An 18072-nucleotide genomic window follows, 5' to 3' on the forward strand; every position below is an offset into this window, starting at 1 on the left:
CTTACGCCGCCTCCCTGTGACTCAGATGCACACGGGGTCTGAGCCAGCTGCGATTCTCTAAGCACGCCGCTCGTTCCTCGCTGCGATGCTCACGCCACGCCAGGGTCCGAATCATCGCTGGGGGCACCCGCCACATCATCGATCTGATACTTCTCCGCCGCCGCAACTGCCGCGTCCTTGTCGACCTTGCCGTCCTTCGCGAGGGCATTGAGCACTCCGACGACGATGGACTGCGCGTCGACGTTGAACACTCGTCGGGCTGCTGCGCGGGTGTCGGAGAAGCCGAAGCCGTCGGTGCCGAGGGTGGTGTAGTCGCCCGGTACCCACTGACGGATTTGATCGGACACGGCGCGACTCCAATCGGACGCCGCGACGAACGGGCCTTCGGCACTGCCGAGTTTCGAGGCAACGTAGGGAACGCGAGGTTCGTCGTCCGGGTGTCGCAGCGCGGCGCGCTCGGCTTCGATACCGTCGCGGCGCAGTTCGTTCCACGACGTCACCGACCACACGTCGGCGCGGACTCCCCATTCTTCGGCGAGCAGTTCCTGCGCCTTCACGCCGTCGGGAACCGTGACGCCCGAGACCAGGATCTGGGCCCGCGGACCGTCGCCCTCGGCTGCAGGCTTGTACAGATAGATGCCCTTCAGCAGGCCTTCGACGTCCAGATCGGCCGGCTCCGCCGGCTGTTGATACGGCTGGTTGTAGAGGGTGATGTAGTAGAAGATATTTTCGCCTCCAAAACCGGGGGCAGCCGTTCCATCTGCGTTCATCGTGCCGCCGTACATCCGACGCAGGCCGTCCTTGATGATGTGCGCGATTTCGTACGAGAAGGCAGGGTCGTATGTCACTGCCGCCGGGTTGGTCGACGCGAGCAAGAGCGAATGCCCGTCGGCGTGCTGCAGGCCCTCACCGGTCAGCGTGGTGCGGCCTGCGGTGGCACCGAGGACGAAGCCACGTGCCATCTGATCGGCTGCCGCCCACAGTCCGTCGCCGGTGCGTTGGAAGCCGAACATCGAGTAGAAAATGTAGAGCGGGATCATCGGTTCGCCATGCGTCGAGTACGACGATCCGACCGCCGTGAAGCTGGCTGTCGAGCCGGCCTCGTTGATGCCCTCGTGCAGGATCTGCCCAATCGAGCTCTCCTTGTACGCGAGCATCAACTCGGCGTCGACCGAGGTGTAGAGCTGGCCGTTGCGGTTGTAGATCTTCAGCGACGGGAACCAGGAATCCATGCCGAAGGTGCGGGCCTCGTCGGGAATGATCGGCACGATCCGCTTGCCGATCTCCTTGTCCCGCAACAGCTCCTTCATCACGCGAACCAACGCCATGGTGGTCGCGACTTCCTGCTTGCCTGAGCCCTTTCGCACCGACTTGTAGACCTCGTCGCCGGGCAACTTCAACGGCTTGGCGGTGGTGCGTCGTTCGGGGAGGAAGCCGCCCAGGTTCTTGCGGCGGTCGAGCATGTACGCGATTTCCGGCGCCGACGCTCCCGGGTGGTAGTACGGCGGAAGATACGGATCCTTCTCCAACTGCGCATCTGTGATGGGGATCCGCTGCATGTCGCGGAAATCCTTCAGGTCGTCCAGCGTCAGCTTCTTCATCTGGTGCGTGGCGTTGCGCGCTTCGAAGTGCTTGCCGAGCGTGTAGCCCTTGATGGTCTTCGCCAGGATGACCGTCGGCTGCCCCTTGTGTGCCATCGCAGCCGAGTACGCGGCATGGACTTTGCGGTAGTCGTGGCCGCCGCGCTTCAAGTTCCAGATCTGGTCGTCGGTGAGGTCCTTGACGAGTTCTTTGGTGCGGGGGTCGCGGCCGAAGAAGTGGTCGCGGACGAACGCGCCGTCGTTGGCCTTGTAGGTCTGGTAGTCGCCGTCGGGGGTGCTGTTCATCAGGTTGACCAACGCGCCGTCGCGGTCGGCATGGAGCAGGGCGTCCCACTCGCGGCCCCAGACGACCTTGATGACGTTCCACCCGGCGCCGCGGAAGAACGATTCGAGTTCTTGAATGATCTTGCCGTTGCCGCGAACCGGTCCGTCGAGTCGTTGCAGGTTGCAGTTGATGACGAAGGTCAGGTTGTCGAGGCCCTCGGTCGCGGCGACGTGCGTCAGGCCGCGTGATTCGGGTTCGTCCATTTCGCCGTCGCCGAGGAAGGCCCAGACGTGTTGGTCTGAGGTGTCTTTGATGCCGCGGTCGTGGAGGTAGTGGTTGAACCGGGCTTGGTAGATGGCGTTCATCGGGCCGAGGCCCATGGACACGGTGGGGAACTCCCAGAAATCCTGCATCAACCGCGGGTGTGGGTACGACGGGATGCCGCCGCCCTCGCCTGCGTGGCTGTACTCCTGGCGGAAGCCGTCCATCCGATGTTCGTCGATGCGGCCTTCGAGGAAGGCGCGGGCGTAGATACCGGGGGAGGCGTGGCCCTGGATGTAGATCTGGTCGCCGCCACCGGGATGGTCTTTGCCGCGGAAGAAGTGGTTGAAGCCGACCTCGTACAGCGCGGCCGACGACGCGTAAGTCGAGATGTGACCGCCGACGCCGACTCCCGGACGCTGTGCGCGATGCACCATGATCGCGGCGTTCCAGCGGATGAAGGCGCGGAAGCGACGCTCGAGGTCTTCGTCGCCGGGGAACCAGGGCTCGTTCTCGGTCGGGATGGTGTTGACGTAGTCGGTCGACGTCAACGCCGGGATGGAGACGCGCTTCTCACCGGCTCGTTCAAGAAGCCGCAGCATCAGATACCGTGCGCGGCCCGAGCCGGATCGGTCGAGCAGACCGTCGAACGATTCCAGCCACTCGTTGGTTTCGTCCGGATCGATGTCGGGGAGATAGGACGCAACACCCTCGCGGATGACGCGCACCCGCCCATCCGAATTGGAGCCTGCAGGTTTGGCAGGCATCGTGTCCGGCTTGCCTTGCTTCGCTGCGGATGTGGTGGTCGATTCGGACAACATTCGCTCCTAGGTGCGGGCTGAACGCGCGGTTCGCGTACTGACCAGCGGCGAGAACCGGGTGTGGGACGCCGCCTGCTTCATATATCTCGGACCTGCGATCCATCCTTGCGCATCGCGTCCGTCCGGTCATCATGTCAGCCGAATCGGTGCAGGTCAGTTGGTGGGGCAGGTGACGTACCAGTAGGTCTGTTTAACGAACCGAAGGTACGTTTCCGAGACTTTTTCTCAACTTATCGAGACCCAATGCGGCGGATCGGCTTGCGCTAACGGCTCGGACCCTGTTCGCTTTCAGGTACTGATCCCACGACTGAAGGAGGACACCACCGTGGTCGCCGCGGCGGACGCGCAGAACTACGCTCAGAAGCTTGGCATTTCGCACGGCATGGTGGTCCAAGAACTGGGTTGGGACGAAGACTCAGACGACGACCTGCGCGCAGACGTGGAAGACACGATCGGCGACGAACTGCTCGATGAAGACTCGGACGAGGTGATCGACGTTGTGCTGCTGTGGTGGCGCGACGGTGACGGTGACCTCGTCGACGCACTGATGGATGCGATTTCCCCATTGGCCGACGAGGGTTTCGTCTGGGTGCTGACGCCCAAGACGGGCCAATCCGGGCATGTCGAACCCAGCGAAATCGCAGAATCGGCGCCCACAGCCGGTCTGACACAGACGTCGGCAATCAACCTCGGCACGTGGACCGGTAGTCGGTTGGTGCAACCTAAGGCGCGCGCTGTTCCCAAGCAACGCTGACGCCGTTCGTACTTACCGATCCGCCACAACCGAAGGATGACTATGCCGCTCGAAGTGGGCGCCACCGCTCCCGACTTCAGTCTCAAGGATCAGAACAACCAGGTAGTCAGCTTGTCCGACTATCGGGGCAAGAAGAACGTCCTGATCGTCTTCTATCCGCTCGCCTTCACCGGCACCTGCCAGGGTGAACTGTGCAAGGTGCGTGACGGGTTGCCGAAGTTCGAAAACGACGAACACGCGGTCCTCGCGATCTCGGTCGGGCCGTCTCCCACGCACAAGGTGTGGGCATCGGAGCAGGGCTACACGTTCCCGTTGCTGTCGGACTTCTGGCCGCACGGCGAGGTAGCCAAGGCCTACGGGGTGTTCAACGACCAGAACGGTTTCGCCAACCGCGGCACCTTCGTGGTGGACAAGGACGGCATCATCCGTTTCGCCGAGATGAACGGGCCCGGAGAGGCCCGTGACCAGGCGGCTTGGGAGAAAGCGCTGGCCGCGCTAGATTCTTGAGTCGGCGGTGACGACGTCTGTCGTCGCCATCGGGCGTATAGCTCAGCGGTAGAGCTCTGGTTTTACACACCAGCGGTCGGGGGTTCGAACCCCTCTGCGCCCACTTCGATGACCTTCGCGATCCGTTGCGATCTCTCCCGGAAACCGGGAGTGGATGCAACGGATCGTTCAGTGTCCAGGCCGCGTCATCACGTCTACGCAGTTTTCCGGCGCGCCTGAGATTCCGTTCAGCGCGTCTGCAGCGCGGGCGCGACCGAGATTCCATTCGAGTACGTCGCCGCGCGGTGTGTCGCCGCGCAGGATGCAGCTCGCCAGATCCTGCGGGAGTCCCGACATGATCGTGGGCGTCGCGTCGTCGCCGAGGGATTTCAGATACACCGCGTCGAGCTTGCCGGTGTCGTGAAACCGGTCGATATTGCGTTGCGCGACCCAGGCTTCGGGATTGGCCACGCCGATCCCCAAAGCGAGTACCGCCGCCGAGAGCAGTGCGGCGCGCGGCAGCCAGGACCCGGACAGTCGGATGCGCGCGATCAAGACGAACACCAGCAGCAGGCCCAGCCACAGCTCGAAAACGTCGACCAGCACCCGCAGCACCGTGAAGCCATAGGCCTGCTGATAGACGTTCATCCGAAACAGCGCCGATGCGACGACGACCAAAGCGAGCATGCACAGCAACCCGAACACGACGCGTTGGACGAACTGTTCGCTCGGAGTGTCCTTGGGCGCCTTGCGGCTTGCGATGGCCACGGTGACGAGGGCGAGGAAGGTCGCGGCAGTCAGCTGCCCGAAGCCCTGGTGTACGTAGTCGGCGTAGGTGAGTCCTGTTGTGCGCTGGACGTAATCGTGGCCGCCCCACATCGCGGTCGCCTGCGCGACGACGAAGGCCGCGAACACGACCACGACCAGCCCGACCGGTACCAGCCATTCGAACGGTCGGGTGACCCGCTTGCCTGCGGGGAGCGCGATCCGGTTGACGTTGGGCGGATTGATCGCCACGTAGCACGCAGTCAGCACCATTCCCGCCACGAAAACGCCTGTGAAGGCGCGCAACACAACACCGTCGACGTTGATGTCGGGCACCAGCGCCTTCGCCCACGATCCGAAGATCGCGTCACCGGAGGCAAAGAGACCACCGAAGATCACCAGCGCCACCAACGAGATCGACACGGTTCGAACCACCGGCCAGAGGATCGACACCCTCGACAATGCACCGAGAGTACGACCGAGTAGCGGCAATCCGCGTACCGCGGCGGCGACCCACGACGCTCCCGCGCCGAACATGGCCAACAGGCCGCGCGCATCGGTGAGGGCGGACGTGACGAGCAGCCCGGTGACGAAAACGGCTATGACAGTGAGCCATTCGGCCGACCGGAGAACGACCAACGCCGACAGCGCGATGGCGACGACCGCCAACGTCATCGTCCACGGAGCGCGCTTGCGGACGGACGCGTAGAGCACCAGGCTGCCGCACAGCAGCAGCACGACCAGCACGCCCAAACCGAGTTTCTGGTACGGCAGTATCAGAGCAGCGACCAGCCCGATACCAGCCGAGGCAAGCAGCAGGTCTGGGCGGGTGGTGATGCCACGCTCCGGCCACGCCCGCCCGAACAGGGCGTCGACGAACGGCTGCTGTTCCGCCGGAGCAACTTCCGGTGTCGGTGGGATCGGGGGAGCGGGTGCGGGCACGGTCATGATCGGCTCCTTCGGTGTGGTGCGGGGGTGTCTCGGTAGGACGGCGCGGACGCGCGCGCCCGGTCCGTTGGGCATGGGCGGCAGCACCGCGATCGAACCGCCGTGCAATTCGCAGACCCAGCTGGCGATCGCGAGGCCGAGGCCCGTTCCGCCCCCGGACTCGTCTGCGGTGCCGAAGCGGTCGAAGACCTGATCGGCTCGATCGAGCGGAATTCCAGGGCCCTGATCGTGGACCTCGAGTATCCATCGATCGGTGTCGATGCCCCGAACATCGACGTCGACGCGGCCGCCGTCGGGGCTGTGCCGGACGGCGTTGTCCAGCAGGTTTGCCAGCACCTGGGCGAGGCGGCCGGCATCTCCTTCGATCGAAAGGTTCTGTTCCACAGCCGATTCGATCGACACGCGGCGCAGTTCCGCACCCGAGCGAGCTTCGGCGACACCCTGATCGACCAGTTCCGCGAGGTCGACGGACGTGTAGTCGAGGGTCGCGATTCCGCCGTCGATCCGACTCAGGTCGAGGAGATCTGCGACCAGCTCGCTGAGCCGTTCCGCTTGCGCGAGAGCAGTGTGCAGCGCGGTCGAGTCGGGTGTGACGATGCCGTCGGCAAGATTCTCCAGCAAGGCCCGCTGAGCGGTGAGCGGCGTTCGCAGCTCGTGCGAGACGGTGGCAACCAGTTGGCGGCGCTGCTGATCGGACGCCGCGAGATCGGCCGCCATGGTGTTGAAGGCGCGCGCGAGCTCGCCGACTTCGTCCTTCGATGTGGTGCGGACCCGGCGCGAGTAGTCGCCGGTGGCCATCGCCGATGCGGCAGCGGTCATTTCGCGCAGCGGCGACGTCATGCCCCGCGCGAGCCACTGGGTGACGCCGAGCGCGGCAGCGACGGTAACGGGAACCGTCAACCATGCCGGTACGTCGGCGCGATCACCGGACTCGGACACGATTGCCGCGGCAACGACGCTGAACGCGACCAGGATGCCGAGCTTGACCTTGATCGACCGGAAACCGTCGAGTGGTCGATCGCTGTTCACTGCTCGACCGCAAGGGCGTAGCCGACGCCGTGCACGGTCCGGAGCCGTTGCCCACCGATCTTGGCGCGCACGGCTTTCACGTGGCTGTCGAGGGTGCGGGTGCCCGCGGCGTCGGCCCAACCCCACACCTCGCGCATCAGCTCGTCGCGGGTTCGCACCGTGCCGGGCTCGACGGCGAGTGCGAGAACGAGATCGAATTCGAGAGGTGTCAGATGGACGTCGATGCCGTCGACGGTGACCCGTCGAGCGTTGCGATCGATGGCGAGTGTGTCGACGGTCAGCAGTGGCTGGGCCTCGTCGGCCAGTGACCTGGCGCGGTCGACGCGACGCAAGAGCGCACGAATCCGGGCGACGACTTCGCGCATGCGGAACGGTTTGGTGACGTAATCGTCCGCGCCGACGCCGAGCCCGACCAGCAGATCGGTCTCGTCGGTCCGAGCCGTGAGCATCAGAACCGGAACAGGGCGGGACGCCTGAATTCGGCGGCACACTTCGAGGCCGTCGAAGCCCGGGAGCATGACGTCGAGTACGACGAGGTCGGGCCGATGCTCGTCGGCAGCCGCGACGGCGGTGGGCCCGTCGAATGCTTGGGCGACGCGGAATCCCTCCGCCACAAGGCGATCCGTGACAGCTTGATTGATCGTGAGGTCGTCTTCGACGACGAGGATCAGCGGCTGAGCAGGCGCCGGAATGGTCATGGACTCACATTAGGTGGGCGGTCCTGCAGGTCGCGCGCGTGAATTGTGGAGATCCTGTGAAGGTCTGCCCGCACCGGATGGAACGGGCGCCGTCATGTCTTGTCCGGAGATCGTCGACCGGAGCAGTCGGCTTTGTATGACGATCTTCTCGACAATGGTGATCGAACGTCGCGAAGCTCATGACCTCGCATAGTGACGCGACACCGACATGACGGGCGCCCGAGTCTGTGCCTGCCCTACCTATTGGGCGACTACGCCGTTCACCGGCGCCGGCGCGGGTCCGGGCGGAGCTGTGAGGCCGCGAGCGGCGCCTACGCCCGCGCCGATCGCGCCGCCGATCACGGCGAACGGTGCGGCGGTGACGACGGCGCCGATGGCAGCACCGAGCGGCGGCCCGACCACCAGTCCGGCCGGAAGGAACGGAACACCGGCGATCAGGCCGGCGACACCGCCGACGAGGCCACCAGCAGCGGCCAGGGGAAGACCGACGGTCAGTGTTGCGGCGGTGGCACCGACAGCGGCGTCACCGATCGTGGCCCCGGCAGCGCTCTGCGCACGGGCGGGGTCCACGCCCTGCGACATATAGAAGTCGGCGGTCTGCGCCTCGGCGCCTGCGGCGGCGTCGTTGACCATCTTGGCCTGGCCTGCGTCGACGAAGTACGGGGTGTCGATCTGCACATCGCCCATGCGGATCTTTCCCGGCGGGGGCGCGATCGGAGCCGCGACCGGAGTCAGAGCGGGCTGGAGCGCCTGCGCCTGGGGTGCGACGGGGGCAGGTGCGGGGGCGGCGTTTGCCGCACCGGCACCTGCGACGGCGATGACCAGCGGAACCGCGCCGACAGCGACCATGGAGCTCGTGCGATGCCTTTGCACCTGGGCCCTGTGGCGTCCGTGCTTCTGCGTGCCCATCTCCATGACCTCTTTCGTCGGTTTGTCGCACAACTTGCGAGCTATTCGGACCCGACGCGGGTGCGGATTGGTGCGAATGTGCGAGAGGCGCGAAATCGACGTCCGCTACCAGGCGACAGGGCCGTTCGAATCGACGAACGTTCCCGATCGTGCGTCGGCGGGAAGTGTGGCGGCTGCGACCACGACGGCCGCCGCCTGGCTCGCGGTGAGCGGAGCCTGTTCGCGGTTGATCGGGGTGAGATCGGTCTGTACGAAGCCGGGGCAGACGGACGTCACCGTGATCCCGGAGTCTGCAAGTCGCTTGGACAAGCTGATGGTGATGCTGTTCAACGCTGCTTTGGAGCTTTGATAGGCAGGCACGATCGTCTGGAAGTAGGGCGAGCTCGGGTCGGCTTGATCACCGAGTGAGCCCATCGTGCTCGAAACGTTCACGATGCGTCCCATCGCGCTTCGCCGCAGCAACGGGAGAAGGGCTTCGGTGACGGCGACCGCCCCGAAAACGTTGGTTTCGAATGTCGATCGAAAAGTATCGAGGTCCGCGAACTCGTGGTCGGTGGCATCAGTTGCCTCCGGCAGGATGCCGGCATTGTTGACCAACACGTCGAGACGCCCAACGGTTCTTTCGATCTGATCGCGAGCGGCGGCGATGCTCCGCGCGGACGTCACGTCGAGCTCGGCTGCCTGCACGTCCAAGCCGTTCGCGCGCAGTTCTGCGGCAGCGCTCTCTGCCCGATCACGACGCCGTGCGGTGAGAACGACGCAATAACCAGCCTGGGCGAGTGCCTTGCTGGTGGCGAAGCCGAGTCCGCGATTTGCGCCGGTGACGAGTGCGACGGTCATGGGTATCCAATCGATTCGGTGGAGGAGCGAGTGCGCTCAACCTGGAAGACGCTGTGCGCCTGCGATTCGTGAGATCGCTCTTTTCCCGCGGATTCGCGAATGGAATGCTGCTAGCATCGCGACCAGTGCGGATCGACGCACATTCATTCCGGGGGGGATGGCGACAATGGGGACGAATCTCGAAGTCGACACGGCTGCCTTACGCGGCCTGGCGACTGCCTTGAACGACGACGCAGATCAAGTGGCGCAACTCGATCCGGCTCGACCGATAGCGGCTGCGGCGCTCGAAATGCCGTCGTCGCAGGTGGGTGCTGCGGTGGGCGCGGCCGCCGATCCGGTGGCGAAGTCGTATCGCCGCATGGCAGATCAGATCAGGTCGATGTCAGCTGCGGCGCAGACGAACGCCACCAGTTACGACGCGACCGAAGAGGCGTTTCGCCGCCAGTTCATGCTCTACCGACTCGGCTTGTAGTGCGTACGACGCTCACCCAATTGCGGGGCTGGCGTCCGGAAGCTCTCGCCACCGCAGGCGCCGATCTCGCGACGGTGATCAGAGCCTTCGACGACGCAATCGTGTTGGTGGACAGGCATGTCGACCAGGCAATGCTCGCATGGCAGGGAGCCGCCGCGACCGCTGCGTCGGCGCGCGCACTGTCGAGCACACTGAGCGGAACGCACATCGTCACCGCTGTGTTCGCCACGGCCGATGCCTTGAGTGGAGCCGCGGCGGTGCTGGGCCCTGCCACCTCGTCCGCGTTGGGCATCGCCACCGAGGCCACCGAATCCGGCTTCACGGTAGGCGACGACGGCAGCGTGACGGCACCGACCTTTGCGTCCGGCAATCCATTGCTGGACTTGCTTTTCCAATCGCAGCTGGACGAACGCGCGGCGACGCTGCAGGCACGTCTTTTTGCCGCACTCGATTCCGCGGGCGAGATCGACGAGTCCTCCGCCCGGCGGCTTGCCGTCGTATCGGGAGATGTCGAGAGCCTGCTGCACGCGCCGGGCGGCAACCCGTTGGCGGAGCCTGTTCGTGCTGTCATCGAGGGCTACGCCTTTCTGCCCGACGATCCGAAGGCGTTCGCCGCCTTCTGGTCCAAACTCGGGTCCGTCGACAAGGACGCGCTGTTCGCCTACGACCAGACGATCGGCAATCGCGACGGCATGCCCGCCAACGACAGAGATCATTACAACCGGCGCTACCTCGATCGGCTGGCGGAGCGCGCCCGGGCAGACCTGGAATTCCTCGATCGCCTACCGAATCGCGAAAGCGACTGGGCCAGAACCGCGCTCATGACCGAGGCCGCCGGGTACAGCGCCGTTCGCGAGCAACTCGAGGTCCAGGACGTGCCGAGGTTCTTGCTGCACATCGACGACCACGGCCGCGCGGCACTGGCTTTGAACAATCCTGACACCGCGGACAACGTCGCGACGTTCGTTCCCGGCACCGGTTCCACCCTCACCCATATCGGCGGGGACCTGAACAGATCGCGCGCCATGCTCGACGCGGCTACGGCAGCGGATGCGCAAGCATCCACTTCGGTGATCGCGTGGAACGGCTACAACGCACCGCAGAGCATCGTTCCGGATGCAGCAGGCGATCGATTCGCCGAGCGCGGCGCTACCGAGCTCGATCGCTTTCAGGACGGCTTGCGCGCCGTCCGATTCGGTGGCCCGTCCCACAACGTGGTTATCGGCCACAGTTACGGCAGCACGCTGATCGGAGTGGCGGCGAGCCAGGGCGGATCGTTGGCCGCCGACGATCTGGTGTTCGTCGGTAGCCCCGGCGTCGAAGTGTCCCGCGTCGACGATCTTCGACTCGACGGCACTGCGCTGTCGGACAACCGGTCGCTGTCGGACAACCGTTCGCCGTCGGACAACCGGTCGCACGTCTTCGTGATCGCATCGCCGACCGATCCGGTGCCGATGATCGCGGATCTGGTCGGCGACCTGGCACACGGGCCCAACCCGGCGCGCGATTCGTTCGGTGCAACCGTGCTGTCGGCGCCGCCGGGATCGCACAGCGCGTACTGGGATCGGGGCAATCCAGCCTTGGTGCAGATGGGGAAAATCATTGTCGGACAGGGGGAGTCGTGAACAAGATTGTCGTGAACACTCATGAGTTGGACGCAGTCGCCAGGCGTGCGCGGCGCGTGCAGGACGGCGTCGAGCAGGTTCGCGGGCGCGCCACGTCCTCGTGCGGTGAGGTGAGCGTGCAAGTCGGAGCGGACGGCAGAATCTGCGAGCTGGCGATCAGCGAAGACGCAGTGGGGCTGGGATCGGAGCGGATGGCGGAATTGATCTCGCAAGTGCACCGTGCCGCCCTTGCGGAGGCGGACTGTGCGGCCCGGGCGGTGCGACAGGAACTGGCGGAGGTCCCAGCTGTCGCACGGGTGGCCCGCACGATCGAAACGACATTGGACGTAGAAGAACCGAGTGGCAGGTTCGAGGCCACGTCGATCCTGCACGATCCGCTACTGCGGCGGGGTTACTGACGAACGATCCTGAAACGATGCGCGGTGCGCTGCGGGACTGGTTCCGAGGATGCGGCCGAAGTGATGCCGCATGGTCACGGCGGTCCCGAAACCTGTTCTGTCGGCTATGCGTTCGACGGTCTCGCTTGTCGATTCCAGGAGTAGGCGGGCACGATCTGCCCGTTGCTGCAATAGCCACTGCTGCGGGCTGCTCCCCGTTCGCTCGCGAAAGCGGCGGGTGAAGGTGCGACGCGACATCACGGCGACCGCCGCCCACTGATCCAACTCGACGGGCTCGGCCAGATTCGTCCGCGCCCACACCATGGCGTGCTCGATCGGATCGTGATCGGCGTCGGCGGCGATGGGCACCGGAATGTATTGTGCCTGTGAGCCGTTGCGATGCGGCGCGAGGACGAGTGTGCGGGCCAGGTCCATGGCATAGGCGCTGCCGTGTTCCGATCTGACCAGATGCAAGCAACAGTCCAGTGCTGCGGCGACACCGGCCGAGGTGACGATGTCGCCGAGATCGGACCACAGCACGTCGGAGCGAACGTTCACGTGGGGAAACGTCGCCGCAAGCGCTTTGGCTGCGGACCAATGCGTCACCACGTCGCGTCCGTCGGCCAGGCCGGACTCGGCGATCGCCCACGAACCCAGACACAGTCCGACGATGCGAGCTCCGCGATGGTGCGCCAGGTGCAGCGCGTCACGAAGTCCGGGCGAGACGGTCTTCGCCGGAATCCAACTCGGAATCACGACGGTGTCTGCCCGCTCGAAGGCGTCGAGTCCGTGCCGGATCACGATGTCGTAGCCGGCGGGCGTCGTCATCGGCCCTGGCGTCTCGGCGCAGACTTCGACTCGATAGTCGGAGTCGAAGCTGTCCAGACCTGCCGCGCCGAACACCAGGGTCGGCACCGACAGGTGAAATGGGCTGATGTTGTCGAAGGCCAGCACTGCCACGGATCGCATGGCCCGATTTTAGCGCTACGCGGCCTTCGGGTCACTGTCGAACGCAACTCGATCGGCAGAGTGTGGAGGCATGACAACAGCGAGCCGCACCCAGATCGACGCCCTGCTCGTCGGCGGGCCCACCCTGCATTTCCGCTACGGCGGCCTGTCGGTGCTGACCGACCCGACGTTCGATGCTCCAGGGGACTACCCCTCCGGGCCGATCACCCTGCACAAGCTGGTCGGGCCCGCGGTGACGCCGGATGCGCTCGGGCAGGTCGACGTCGTGTTGCTCTCGCACGATCAGCACGCGGACAATCTCGACACCTCGGGTAGAGAATTGTTGGCGACCGTCCCGATCGTGTTGTCCACCAACGAGGCAGCCGATCGAATCGACGGTGTTCGGGGCCTCGACAATTGGCAGTCGGTAACTGTCGACCGACCTGATGGCGGGAGCGTCGCGATCACGGCTGTCCCAGCTCTGCACGGACCGGAGGGCGCCGAAGCGATCAGCGGCACCGTGATCGGATTCGTGTTGGAGGCAGACGAGCTACCGACCGTCTATGTGTCGGGTGACAACGCGTCCGTCGGGGTCGTCGAGCAGATCGCCGAACGGTTCGATCCCATCGACCTGGCGATTCTGTTCACCGGTGCCGCGAACGTCGGTCGTTTCGGCGACAACGATCTGACGCTCAATGCGCGCACGGCAGTCGCGGCGGCGAAGGTGCTGCGGGATGCGGTGATCGTTCCCGTGCACGCCGAAGGCTGGGCACACTTTTCGGAAACCCTCGAGCGTTTGCGGCGGAGCTTCGAGTACGACGACATCGGCGATCGACTGCGGGTGTTGGCCCCCGGAATTGCCGCGTCGGTGTAGCACTGCACACTTGCCTACCAGGGGCGAGCGAGTGGTGCAGATCGGAGCGAACGATGAAAGCGGTGCGGTTCAACCGATTCGGCGGACCGGAGGTCCTCGAGATCGTCGACCTACCCGATCCGCATCCGGGTCCAGGTGAGGTTCGGATTGCGGTGCGCGCGGCGGGCATCAACGCGAGCGACTGGAAGAAGCGTCAGGGTCTGATGGACCAGGAGTTGCCGCAGACGCTCGGTCACGAAGCGTCCGGAATCGTCGACGAGATCGGCGCCGGTGTTGTGGACGTGGCGGTGGGTGATCGGGTCTTCGGCGCGTCCGGCGAGAGCGCTTCCCAGGCCGAGTTGGCGGTGCTCTCGTTCTACGCGCCCATACCGCCGTCGCTCGACTTCGTCGGTGCGGCGGGCTTGCCCGCTGCACTCGAAACAGCAACGCGCGCACTTGATCAGCTCGGAGTCGTCGGCGGCAGCGCCGTTCTGGTCAGCGGGGCCTCCGGAAGTGTAGGCAGCGCAGCCGTTCAGCTGGCGGTTGCTCGCGGCGCGCGGGTGATCGGCACGGCCGGCCGATCCAACCAGGACTATCTTCGGTCGCTAGGTGCCGAGCCCATCGAATACGGCGACGGTCTGGTCGATCGGGTCCACGCGCTCGCACCCGACGGCGTCGACAGCGCACTCGACGTCGCGGGCAGCGGTGTTCTGCCCGAGCTCATCGCACTTGCGGGCGGTACGGAACATGTCGTCACGATTGCCGACTTCGCCGGTGCGCAGGAGCACGGGGTGCGGTTCAGCCGCGGCGACGACGGGCGAGCGGTCCACGCACTGCGCGAAATCGGGGCGATGATCGAGTCGGGGCAGTTCTCGCTCCCGGTCGCCCAGACCGTTTCGCTCGGCGACGTTGCCGAGGCACACCGTGTCGGCGAGGCGGGCAGGGTTCACGGCAAGCTCGTGCTGGTGATCGACTCAGGACACTAGTCGGGACCACGCCGCAGGTGCTCGAAGATCAACGTAGTCTCCGTGCCCGCCACCTCTGGATCCGCGCCGAGGTGTTCGATCACGAAGTCACGCAACCGATGCGCGCTGGCGACGGCGACGTGCAACAGATAATCGTCGGCGCCTGCGATGAAATAGATGTCGAGCACCTCGTCGAGTCCGACCATGCGTTCGGTGAAGGCTTCGTGTTTACGTGCATGCGCCTGCAGTCGCACGGAGATCATCGCTTCCAGATTTCGTCCCAGCGCGGCAGGGTCGATGGCGGCGTGAAAGCCCCGAATGATGCCGCGATCGATCAACGATCGCACGCGGCCGAGAGCTGTCGACGGTGCGATGCCCGCGAGGGAGGCCAGCGCGTTGTTGGGTGTGCGGGCATCGCGCTGCAGTTGCTCGATCAGAACGCGATCCACCGAGTCGAGGGCGAAGTCCCGAACATCGTTCGGCGCAGCGCCGCGGGTCGGCGGTGAATCCGCAGATTCCGTAACCATGATCCGAGCTTAGAGAATGTTATTCAGCCTTGTAGCCACATCGCAAAATATTGTTCACACTTGATCTACATCACACGAACAATGTCGAGGAGTTGGCGATGAAGGTCGGAGTACCCCGCGAGATCAAGGATCAGGAATTTCGGGTCGCGTTGACCCCGGCAGGGGCACACGAACTCACCGCGCACGGTCATGACGTGCTGGTGGAGACGTCGGCAGGTGCGGGTTCCGGATTCGAGGACGCCGATTACACGGCCGTCGGCGCCCGCATCGTCGATACGGCCGACGAGGTATGGGATCAGGCGGAGCTGCTGCTCAAGGTCAAAGAGCCCATCGCGCAGGAGTATTCGCGGATGCGACGCGATCAAGTGCTCTTCACCTACCTGCACTTGGCTGCCTCGAAGGAGTGCACCGACGCCATACTTGACTCCGGAACGACCGCGATCGCGTACGAGATGGTCGAGGGCAAGAACGGTTCGCTACCGCTGCTGGCGCCGATGAGCGAAGTGGCGGGAAAGCTCGCAACCCAGTGTGGCGCATATCATTTGATGCGCGCAGGTGGCGGTGCAGGTGTGTTGATGGGCGGCGTTCCCGGTGTCCGTCCGGCCAACGTGGTCGTGATCGGCGCGGGTGTGGCCGGCACCAACGCTGCAACCGTTGCCGTCGGAATGGGCGCACAGGTCACGATTCTCGACCTGAACATCGCCCGGCTTCGCGAGGTCGACGAGATGTTCGGTGGTCGGGTCACCACCGTGACGTCCAACAAGTTCGAGCTGGAGCGGGCCGTCCTCGACGCCGATCTGGTGATCGGATCGGTGCTCGTTCCCGGCGCGCGGGCGCCCAAGTTGGTGTCCAATTCGCTTGTCGCACGGATGAAGCCGGGCTCGGTGCTGGTGGACATTGCGATCGATCAGGGTGGTTGCTTCGAGGCGTCGCACGCCACGACCCATTCGGATCCGACCTACCGTGTCGCGGACTCGGTGTTCTACTGCGTGGCGAACATGCCCGGCGCGGTGCCGAACACGTCCACCTACGCGCTCACCAACGCGACGCTGCCGTACGTGCTGAAGCTGGCCGATCAAGGTTGGCGCAAGGCCACCGCGGCGGATCCCGGCTTTGCCAACGGGCTCTCCGCACACGACGGCCAGTTGTTCTCGGCAGCGGTCGCCGAGGCACACGGATATCCGATGGCCGGGCACCTGCGCGCCTCGTAGTGCTCCGTCGCGCTCAGTCGAACCAGCGTGAGCTGGACTCGTCGGGAACGGCCACGTTTCGCAATTTGTCAGGATTGCGGATCACGTCGATGGACGTGATGTGGTCGTTCTCGACGACGAACGAATAGACGCTCAGGTCCTTGCCGTCGAAGATGATCAACCCCGGTTCGCCGTTCACCGATACCAAACCGCCACGCACCTGATCGCCATGCGATCGCAAGGTGGTCAACGCGACTCGGAGGAGGAACGACGACACGCTGTCCGCGCCGTGTAGTGGCCTCGCGACCGCTGTCACCTTGCCGCCGCCATCTGCGGTGAAGGTGACGTCGTCGCCGAGGACCTTCAGCAACGCTTCCAGGTCGCCCGCACGCCATGCGACCGCGAACGCGCTGACTGCGCGTTGGTGCTCGGTGGTCGACGCCGGAAACCTGGGCGACCCGTCTTGCACGTGCTTCCGGGCGCGGGTGGCGAGTTGACGAACCGCTGCAGGCGTGCGGCCGACGACATCGGCGACCTCGCCGCTGGACAATCCGAACACGTCCTGCAGGACGAACGCTGTGCGCTCCGCGGGGGACAGGGTCTCGAGGACCACCAGCAGCGCCATCGTGACGCGTTCGTCCTGGCTGATTCGGTCGGCCGGATCGTCCCATTGGGTGACTTCCGGTTCGGGCAGCCAACTTCCGACGTACGTCTCGCGTCGTGAGCGGGCCGATCCGAGCGAGTCCAGCGCCAGCCGACCCACCACCGTAGTCAGCCAACCGCGCAGGTTGTCGATCTCGGTCGCATCGACCCGTTGCAGGCGCAGCCACGCGTCCTGAACCACGTCGTCGGCCTCGGCGAGGCTACCGAGCGTGCTGTAGGCGACTCGGCGCAGATACGGGCGAAGTTCTTCGAAGCGGTCGGCCAGTTCGGTGTCGCTCATCGTGTTGCCGCGTCGAGTGTGGCGTCGGCAAGCCATTGCTCGTAGGTCGAGCCGACCCGTCGTCCGGTGTCGTCCAGGCACGCGGCACCCTCGCGCATTGCGCGTCCCGCCTTGCCGGGCAGGGGAATGTGCACAGCCAGCATGTGACCATCATGGTGTGCTCGCCGGATCTCGGCCAGCTCGGTCAGGCTGTACACGGTCGGACCACCGATGTCGGGCACCCGATTCGACGGACCGGTGTCGACCGCATCGGCCAGTCGTGCTGCCACCTCGCCGACGTCGATGGGCTGGAACTGTGCACGCGAGTGCGGCGAGATCCGGTATTTGGCGGCCGCCGCGAGCGGTGCATCGACGAAACTGTGAAACTGTGTGGCGCGCAGCAAGGTCCACGGCACCGGTCCCGCGGCAAGAACCTTCTCCTGCTCGACCTTCGCCCGGTAGTAGCCGATCGGAATGCGGTCGCAGCCGACGATCGAGATCTCCACATGGTGACCGACGCCCGCCCGGACCTCGGCGTCCAGGACGCGGCGCAGTCCGTCGACGAGTACCGCCGTCGCCTGCTTCTGTGAATTCACCGCATCTACGACCGTATCGATGTTGTCGAACGCGGCATCGAGGCCGACGCCCGTACTGAGATCTGCCGTGCGGTGGGTGAGGTTCGCGCGCATCAGGTCAGGTGCACTACGGCTGACGACGCGCACCTGATGGCCCCGATTCAGCAGTTCGCTCACCACATGCGCGCCGAGTCCACCCGTTCCACCGATCACTGCAACATGCATGTCGTCCTCCTCGATT

At 65.2% G+C, this 18072-nt stretch carries 17 protein-coding genes, 1 tRNA gene and 1 pseudogene; 9 read left to right on the forward strand and 10 right to left on the reverse strand.

The annotated features are described in order from the left end of the window. Positions 1-89: 89 nt before the first annotated feature. The gene (aceE, locus tag FOY51_RS11130; RefSeq protein WP_235916272.1) at positions 90-2894 is read right to left on the reverse strand and encodes a pyruvate dehydrogenase (acetyl-transferring), homodimeric type; all 2805 of its coding nucleotides are present in this window, start codon (positions 2892-2894) and stop codon (positions 90-92) included. A gap of 379 nt (positions 2895-3273) precedes the next feature. Between aceE and FOY51_RS11135 the strand changes: the two genes are divergently transcribed. The 3 genes from FOY51_RS11135 to FOY51_RS11145 all read left to right on the forward strand — a co-directional run bounded on the left by FOY51_RS11135 (position 3274) and on the right by FOY51_RS11145 (position 4312). Then, entirely contained in the window at positions 3274-3702 is a 429-nt protein-coding gene (locus FOY51_RS11135) for a DUF3052 domain-containing protein (RefSeq protein WP_149430295.1), read from the forward strand. A gap of 42 nt (positions 3703-3744) precedes the next feature. Beyond that, positions 3745-4209: a peroxiredoxin gene (locus FOY51_RS11140; RefSeq protein WP_149430296.1), complete on the forward strand. Its 465-nt coding sequence runs from the start codon at positions 3745-3747 to the stop codon at positions 4207-4209. 31 nt (positions 4210-4240) lie between these two features. Continuing rightward, positions 4241-4312: transfer RNA gene (locus tag FOY51_RS11145), tRNA-Val, on the forward strand. A 65-nt stretch (positions 4313-4377) separates the two neighbouring features. Here the strand turns inward: FOY51_RS11145 and FOY51_RS28125 are convergent. The 5 genes and pseudogenes from FOY51_RS28125 to FOY51_RS11165 form a co-directional block, all read right to left on the reverse strand. Further along, on the reverse strand, positions 4378-5901 hold the full coding sequence (locus FOY51_RS28125) for a DUF4153 domain-containing protein (protein WP_371830440.1): 1524 nt from the start codon (positions 5899-5901) through the stop codon (positions 4378-4380). Between the two features lie 30 nt (positions 5902-5931). Further along, positions 5932-6930, reverse strand: a pseudogene (locus FOY51_RS28130) (HAMP domain-containing sensor histidine kinase); the annotation flags it as partial. Further along, positions 6927-7628 (reverse strand): response regulator, encoded by a 702-nt coding sequence (locus FOY51_RS11155; protein WP_149430298.1) that lies wholly within the window; start codon positions 7626-7628, stop codon positions 6927-6929. The gene FOY51_RS11155 and the pseudogene FOY51_RS28130, both read right to left, overlap by 4 nt. A 240-nt stretch (positions 7629-7868) precedes the next feature. After that, positions 7869-8537, reverse strand: coding sequence for a hypothetical protein (locus FOY51_RS11160; RefSeq protein WP_235916250.1), 669 nt, complete (start codon positions 8535-8537; stop codon positions 7869-7871). Positions 8538-8642: 105 nt separating this feature from the next. Then, complete coding sequence (locus FOY51_RS11165) at positions 8643-9377, reverse strand: SDR family NAD(P)-dependent oxidoreductase (protein WP_149430299.1); 735 nt, start codon at positions 9375-9377, stop codon at positions 8643-8645. Between the two features lie 166 nt (positions 9378-9543). Here FOY51_RS11165 and FOY51_RS27155 point away from each other — a divergent pair, with 166 nt between their 5' ends. The 3 genes from FOY51_RS27155 to FOY51_RS11180 are packed head-to-tail and all read left to right on the forward strand — an operon-like array spanning position 9544 to position 11872. Beyond that, the gene (locus FOY51_RS27155; RefSeq protein ID WP_187776271.1) at positions 9544-9849 is read left to right on the forward strand and encodes a DUF7162 family protein; all 306 of its coding nucleotides are present in this window, start codon (positions 9544-9546) and stop codon (positions 9847-9849) included. Then, the gene (locus FOY51_RS11175; RefSeq protein ID WP_149430301.1) at positions 9849-11474 is read left to right on the forward strand and encodes an alpha/beta hydrolase; all 1626 of its coding nucleotides are present in this window, start codon (positions 9849-9851) and stop codon (positions 11472-11474) included. The genes FOY51_RS27155 and FOY51_RS11175 overlap by 1 nt, the downstream gene beginning before the upstream one ends. Then, positions 11471-11872, forward strand: coding sequence for a YbaB/EbfC family nucleoid-associated protein (locus tag FOY51_RS11180; protein WP_187776272.1), 402 nt, complete (start codon positions 11471-11473; stop codon positions 11870-11872). The genes FOY51_RS11175 and FOY51_RS11180 overlap by 4 nt, the downstream gene beginning before the upstream one ends. Here FOY51_RS11180 and FOY51_RS11185 read toward each other — a convergent pair. Continuing rightward, positions 11852-12820, reverse strand: a complete 969-nt coding sequence (locus FOY51_RS11185) for a GlxA family transcriptional regulator (protein WP_149430303.1) — start codon at positions 12818-12820, stop codon at positions 11852-11854. The two genes, FOY51_RS11180 and FOY51_RS11185, sit on opposite strands and share 21 nt — an antisense overlap. A gap of 70 nt (positions 12821-12890) precedes the next feature. On the opposite strand from FOY51_RS11185, the gene FOY51_RS11190 reads away from it, so the two are divergent. Beyond that, the gene (locus FOY51_RS11190) at positions 12891-13673 is read left to right on the forward strand and encodes an MBL fold metallo-hydrolase (RefSeq protein WP_149430304.1); all 783 of its coding nucleotides are present in this window, start codon (positions 12891-12893) and stop codon (positions 13671-13673) included. A gap of 53 nt (positions 13674-13726) precedes the next feature. Continuing rightward, positions 13727-14638 carry an NADP-dependent oxidoreductase gene (locus FOY51_RS11195; protein WP_149430305.1) on the forward strand — a complete coding sequence of 304 codons (912 nt, stop codon included), beginning with the start codon at positions 13727-13729 and terminating at the stop codon, positions 14636-14638. Here FOY51_RS11195 and FOY51_RS11200 read toward each other — a convergent pair. Further along, positions 14635-15144: an Lrp/AsnC family transcriptional regulator gene (locus tag FOY51_RS11200; RefSeq protein WP_149430306.1), complete on the reverse strand. Its 510-nt coding sequence runs from the start codon at positions 15142-15144 to the stop codon at positions 14635-14637. The two genes, FOY51_RS11195 and FOY51_RS11200, sit on opposite strands and share 4 nt — an antisense overlap. Positions 15145-15242: 98 nt before the next feature. Here FOY51_RS11200 and ald point away from each other — a divergent pair, with 98 nt between their 5' ends. Then, positions 15243-16355, forward strand: a complete 1113-nt coding sequence (gene ald / locus FOY51_RS11205; protein WP_149430307.1) for an alanine dehydrogenase — start codon at positions 15243-15245, stop codon at positions 16353-16355. Between the two features lie 13 nt (positions 16356-16368). Here ald and sigJ read toward each other — a convergent pair whose 3' ends face one another. Further along, complete coding sequence (gene sigJ, locus FOY51_RS11210) at positions 16369-17277, reverse strand: RNA polymerase sigma factor SigJ (RefSeq protein WP_149430308.1); 909 nt, start codon at positions 17275-17277, stop codon at positions 16369-16371. Continuing rightward, positions 17274-18056, reverse strand: coding sequence for an SDR family oxidoreductase (locus FOY51_RS11215; protein ID WP_149430309.1), 783 nt, complete (start codon positions 18054-18056; stop codon positions 17274-17276). Before FOY51_RS11215 ends, sigJ begins: the two co-directional genes overlap by 4 nt. Positions 18057-18072: the final 16 nt, after the last annotated feature.

The organism is Antrihabitans cavernicola, assembly GCF_008297975.1.
GTDB lineage: Bacteria > Actinomycetota > Actinomycetes > Mycobacteriales > Mycobacteriaceae > Antrihabitans > Antrihabitans cavernicola.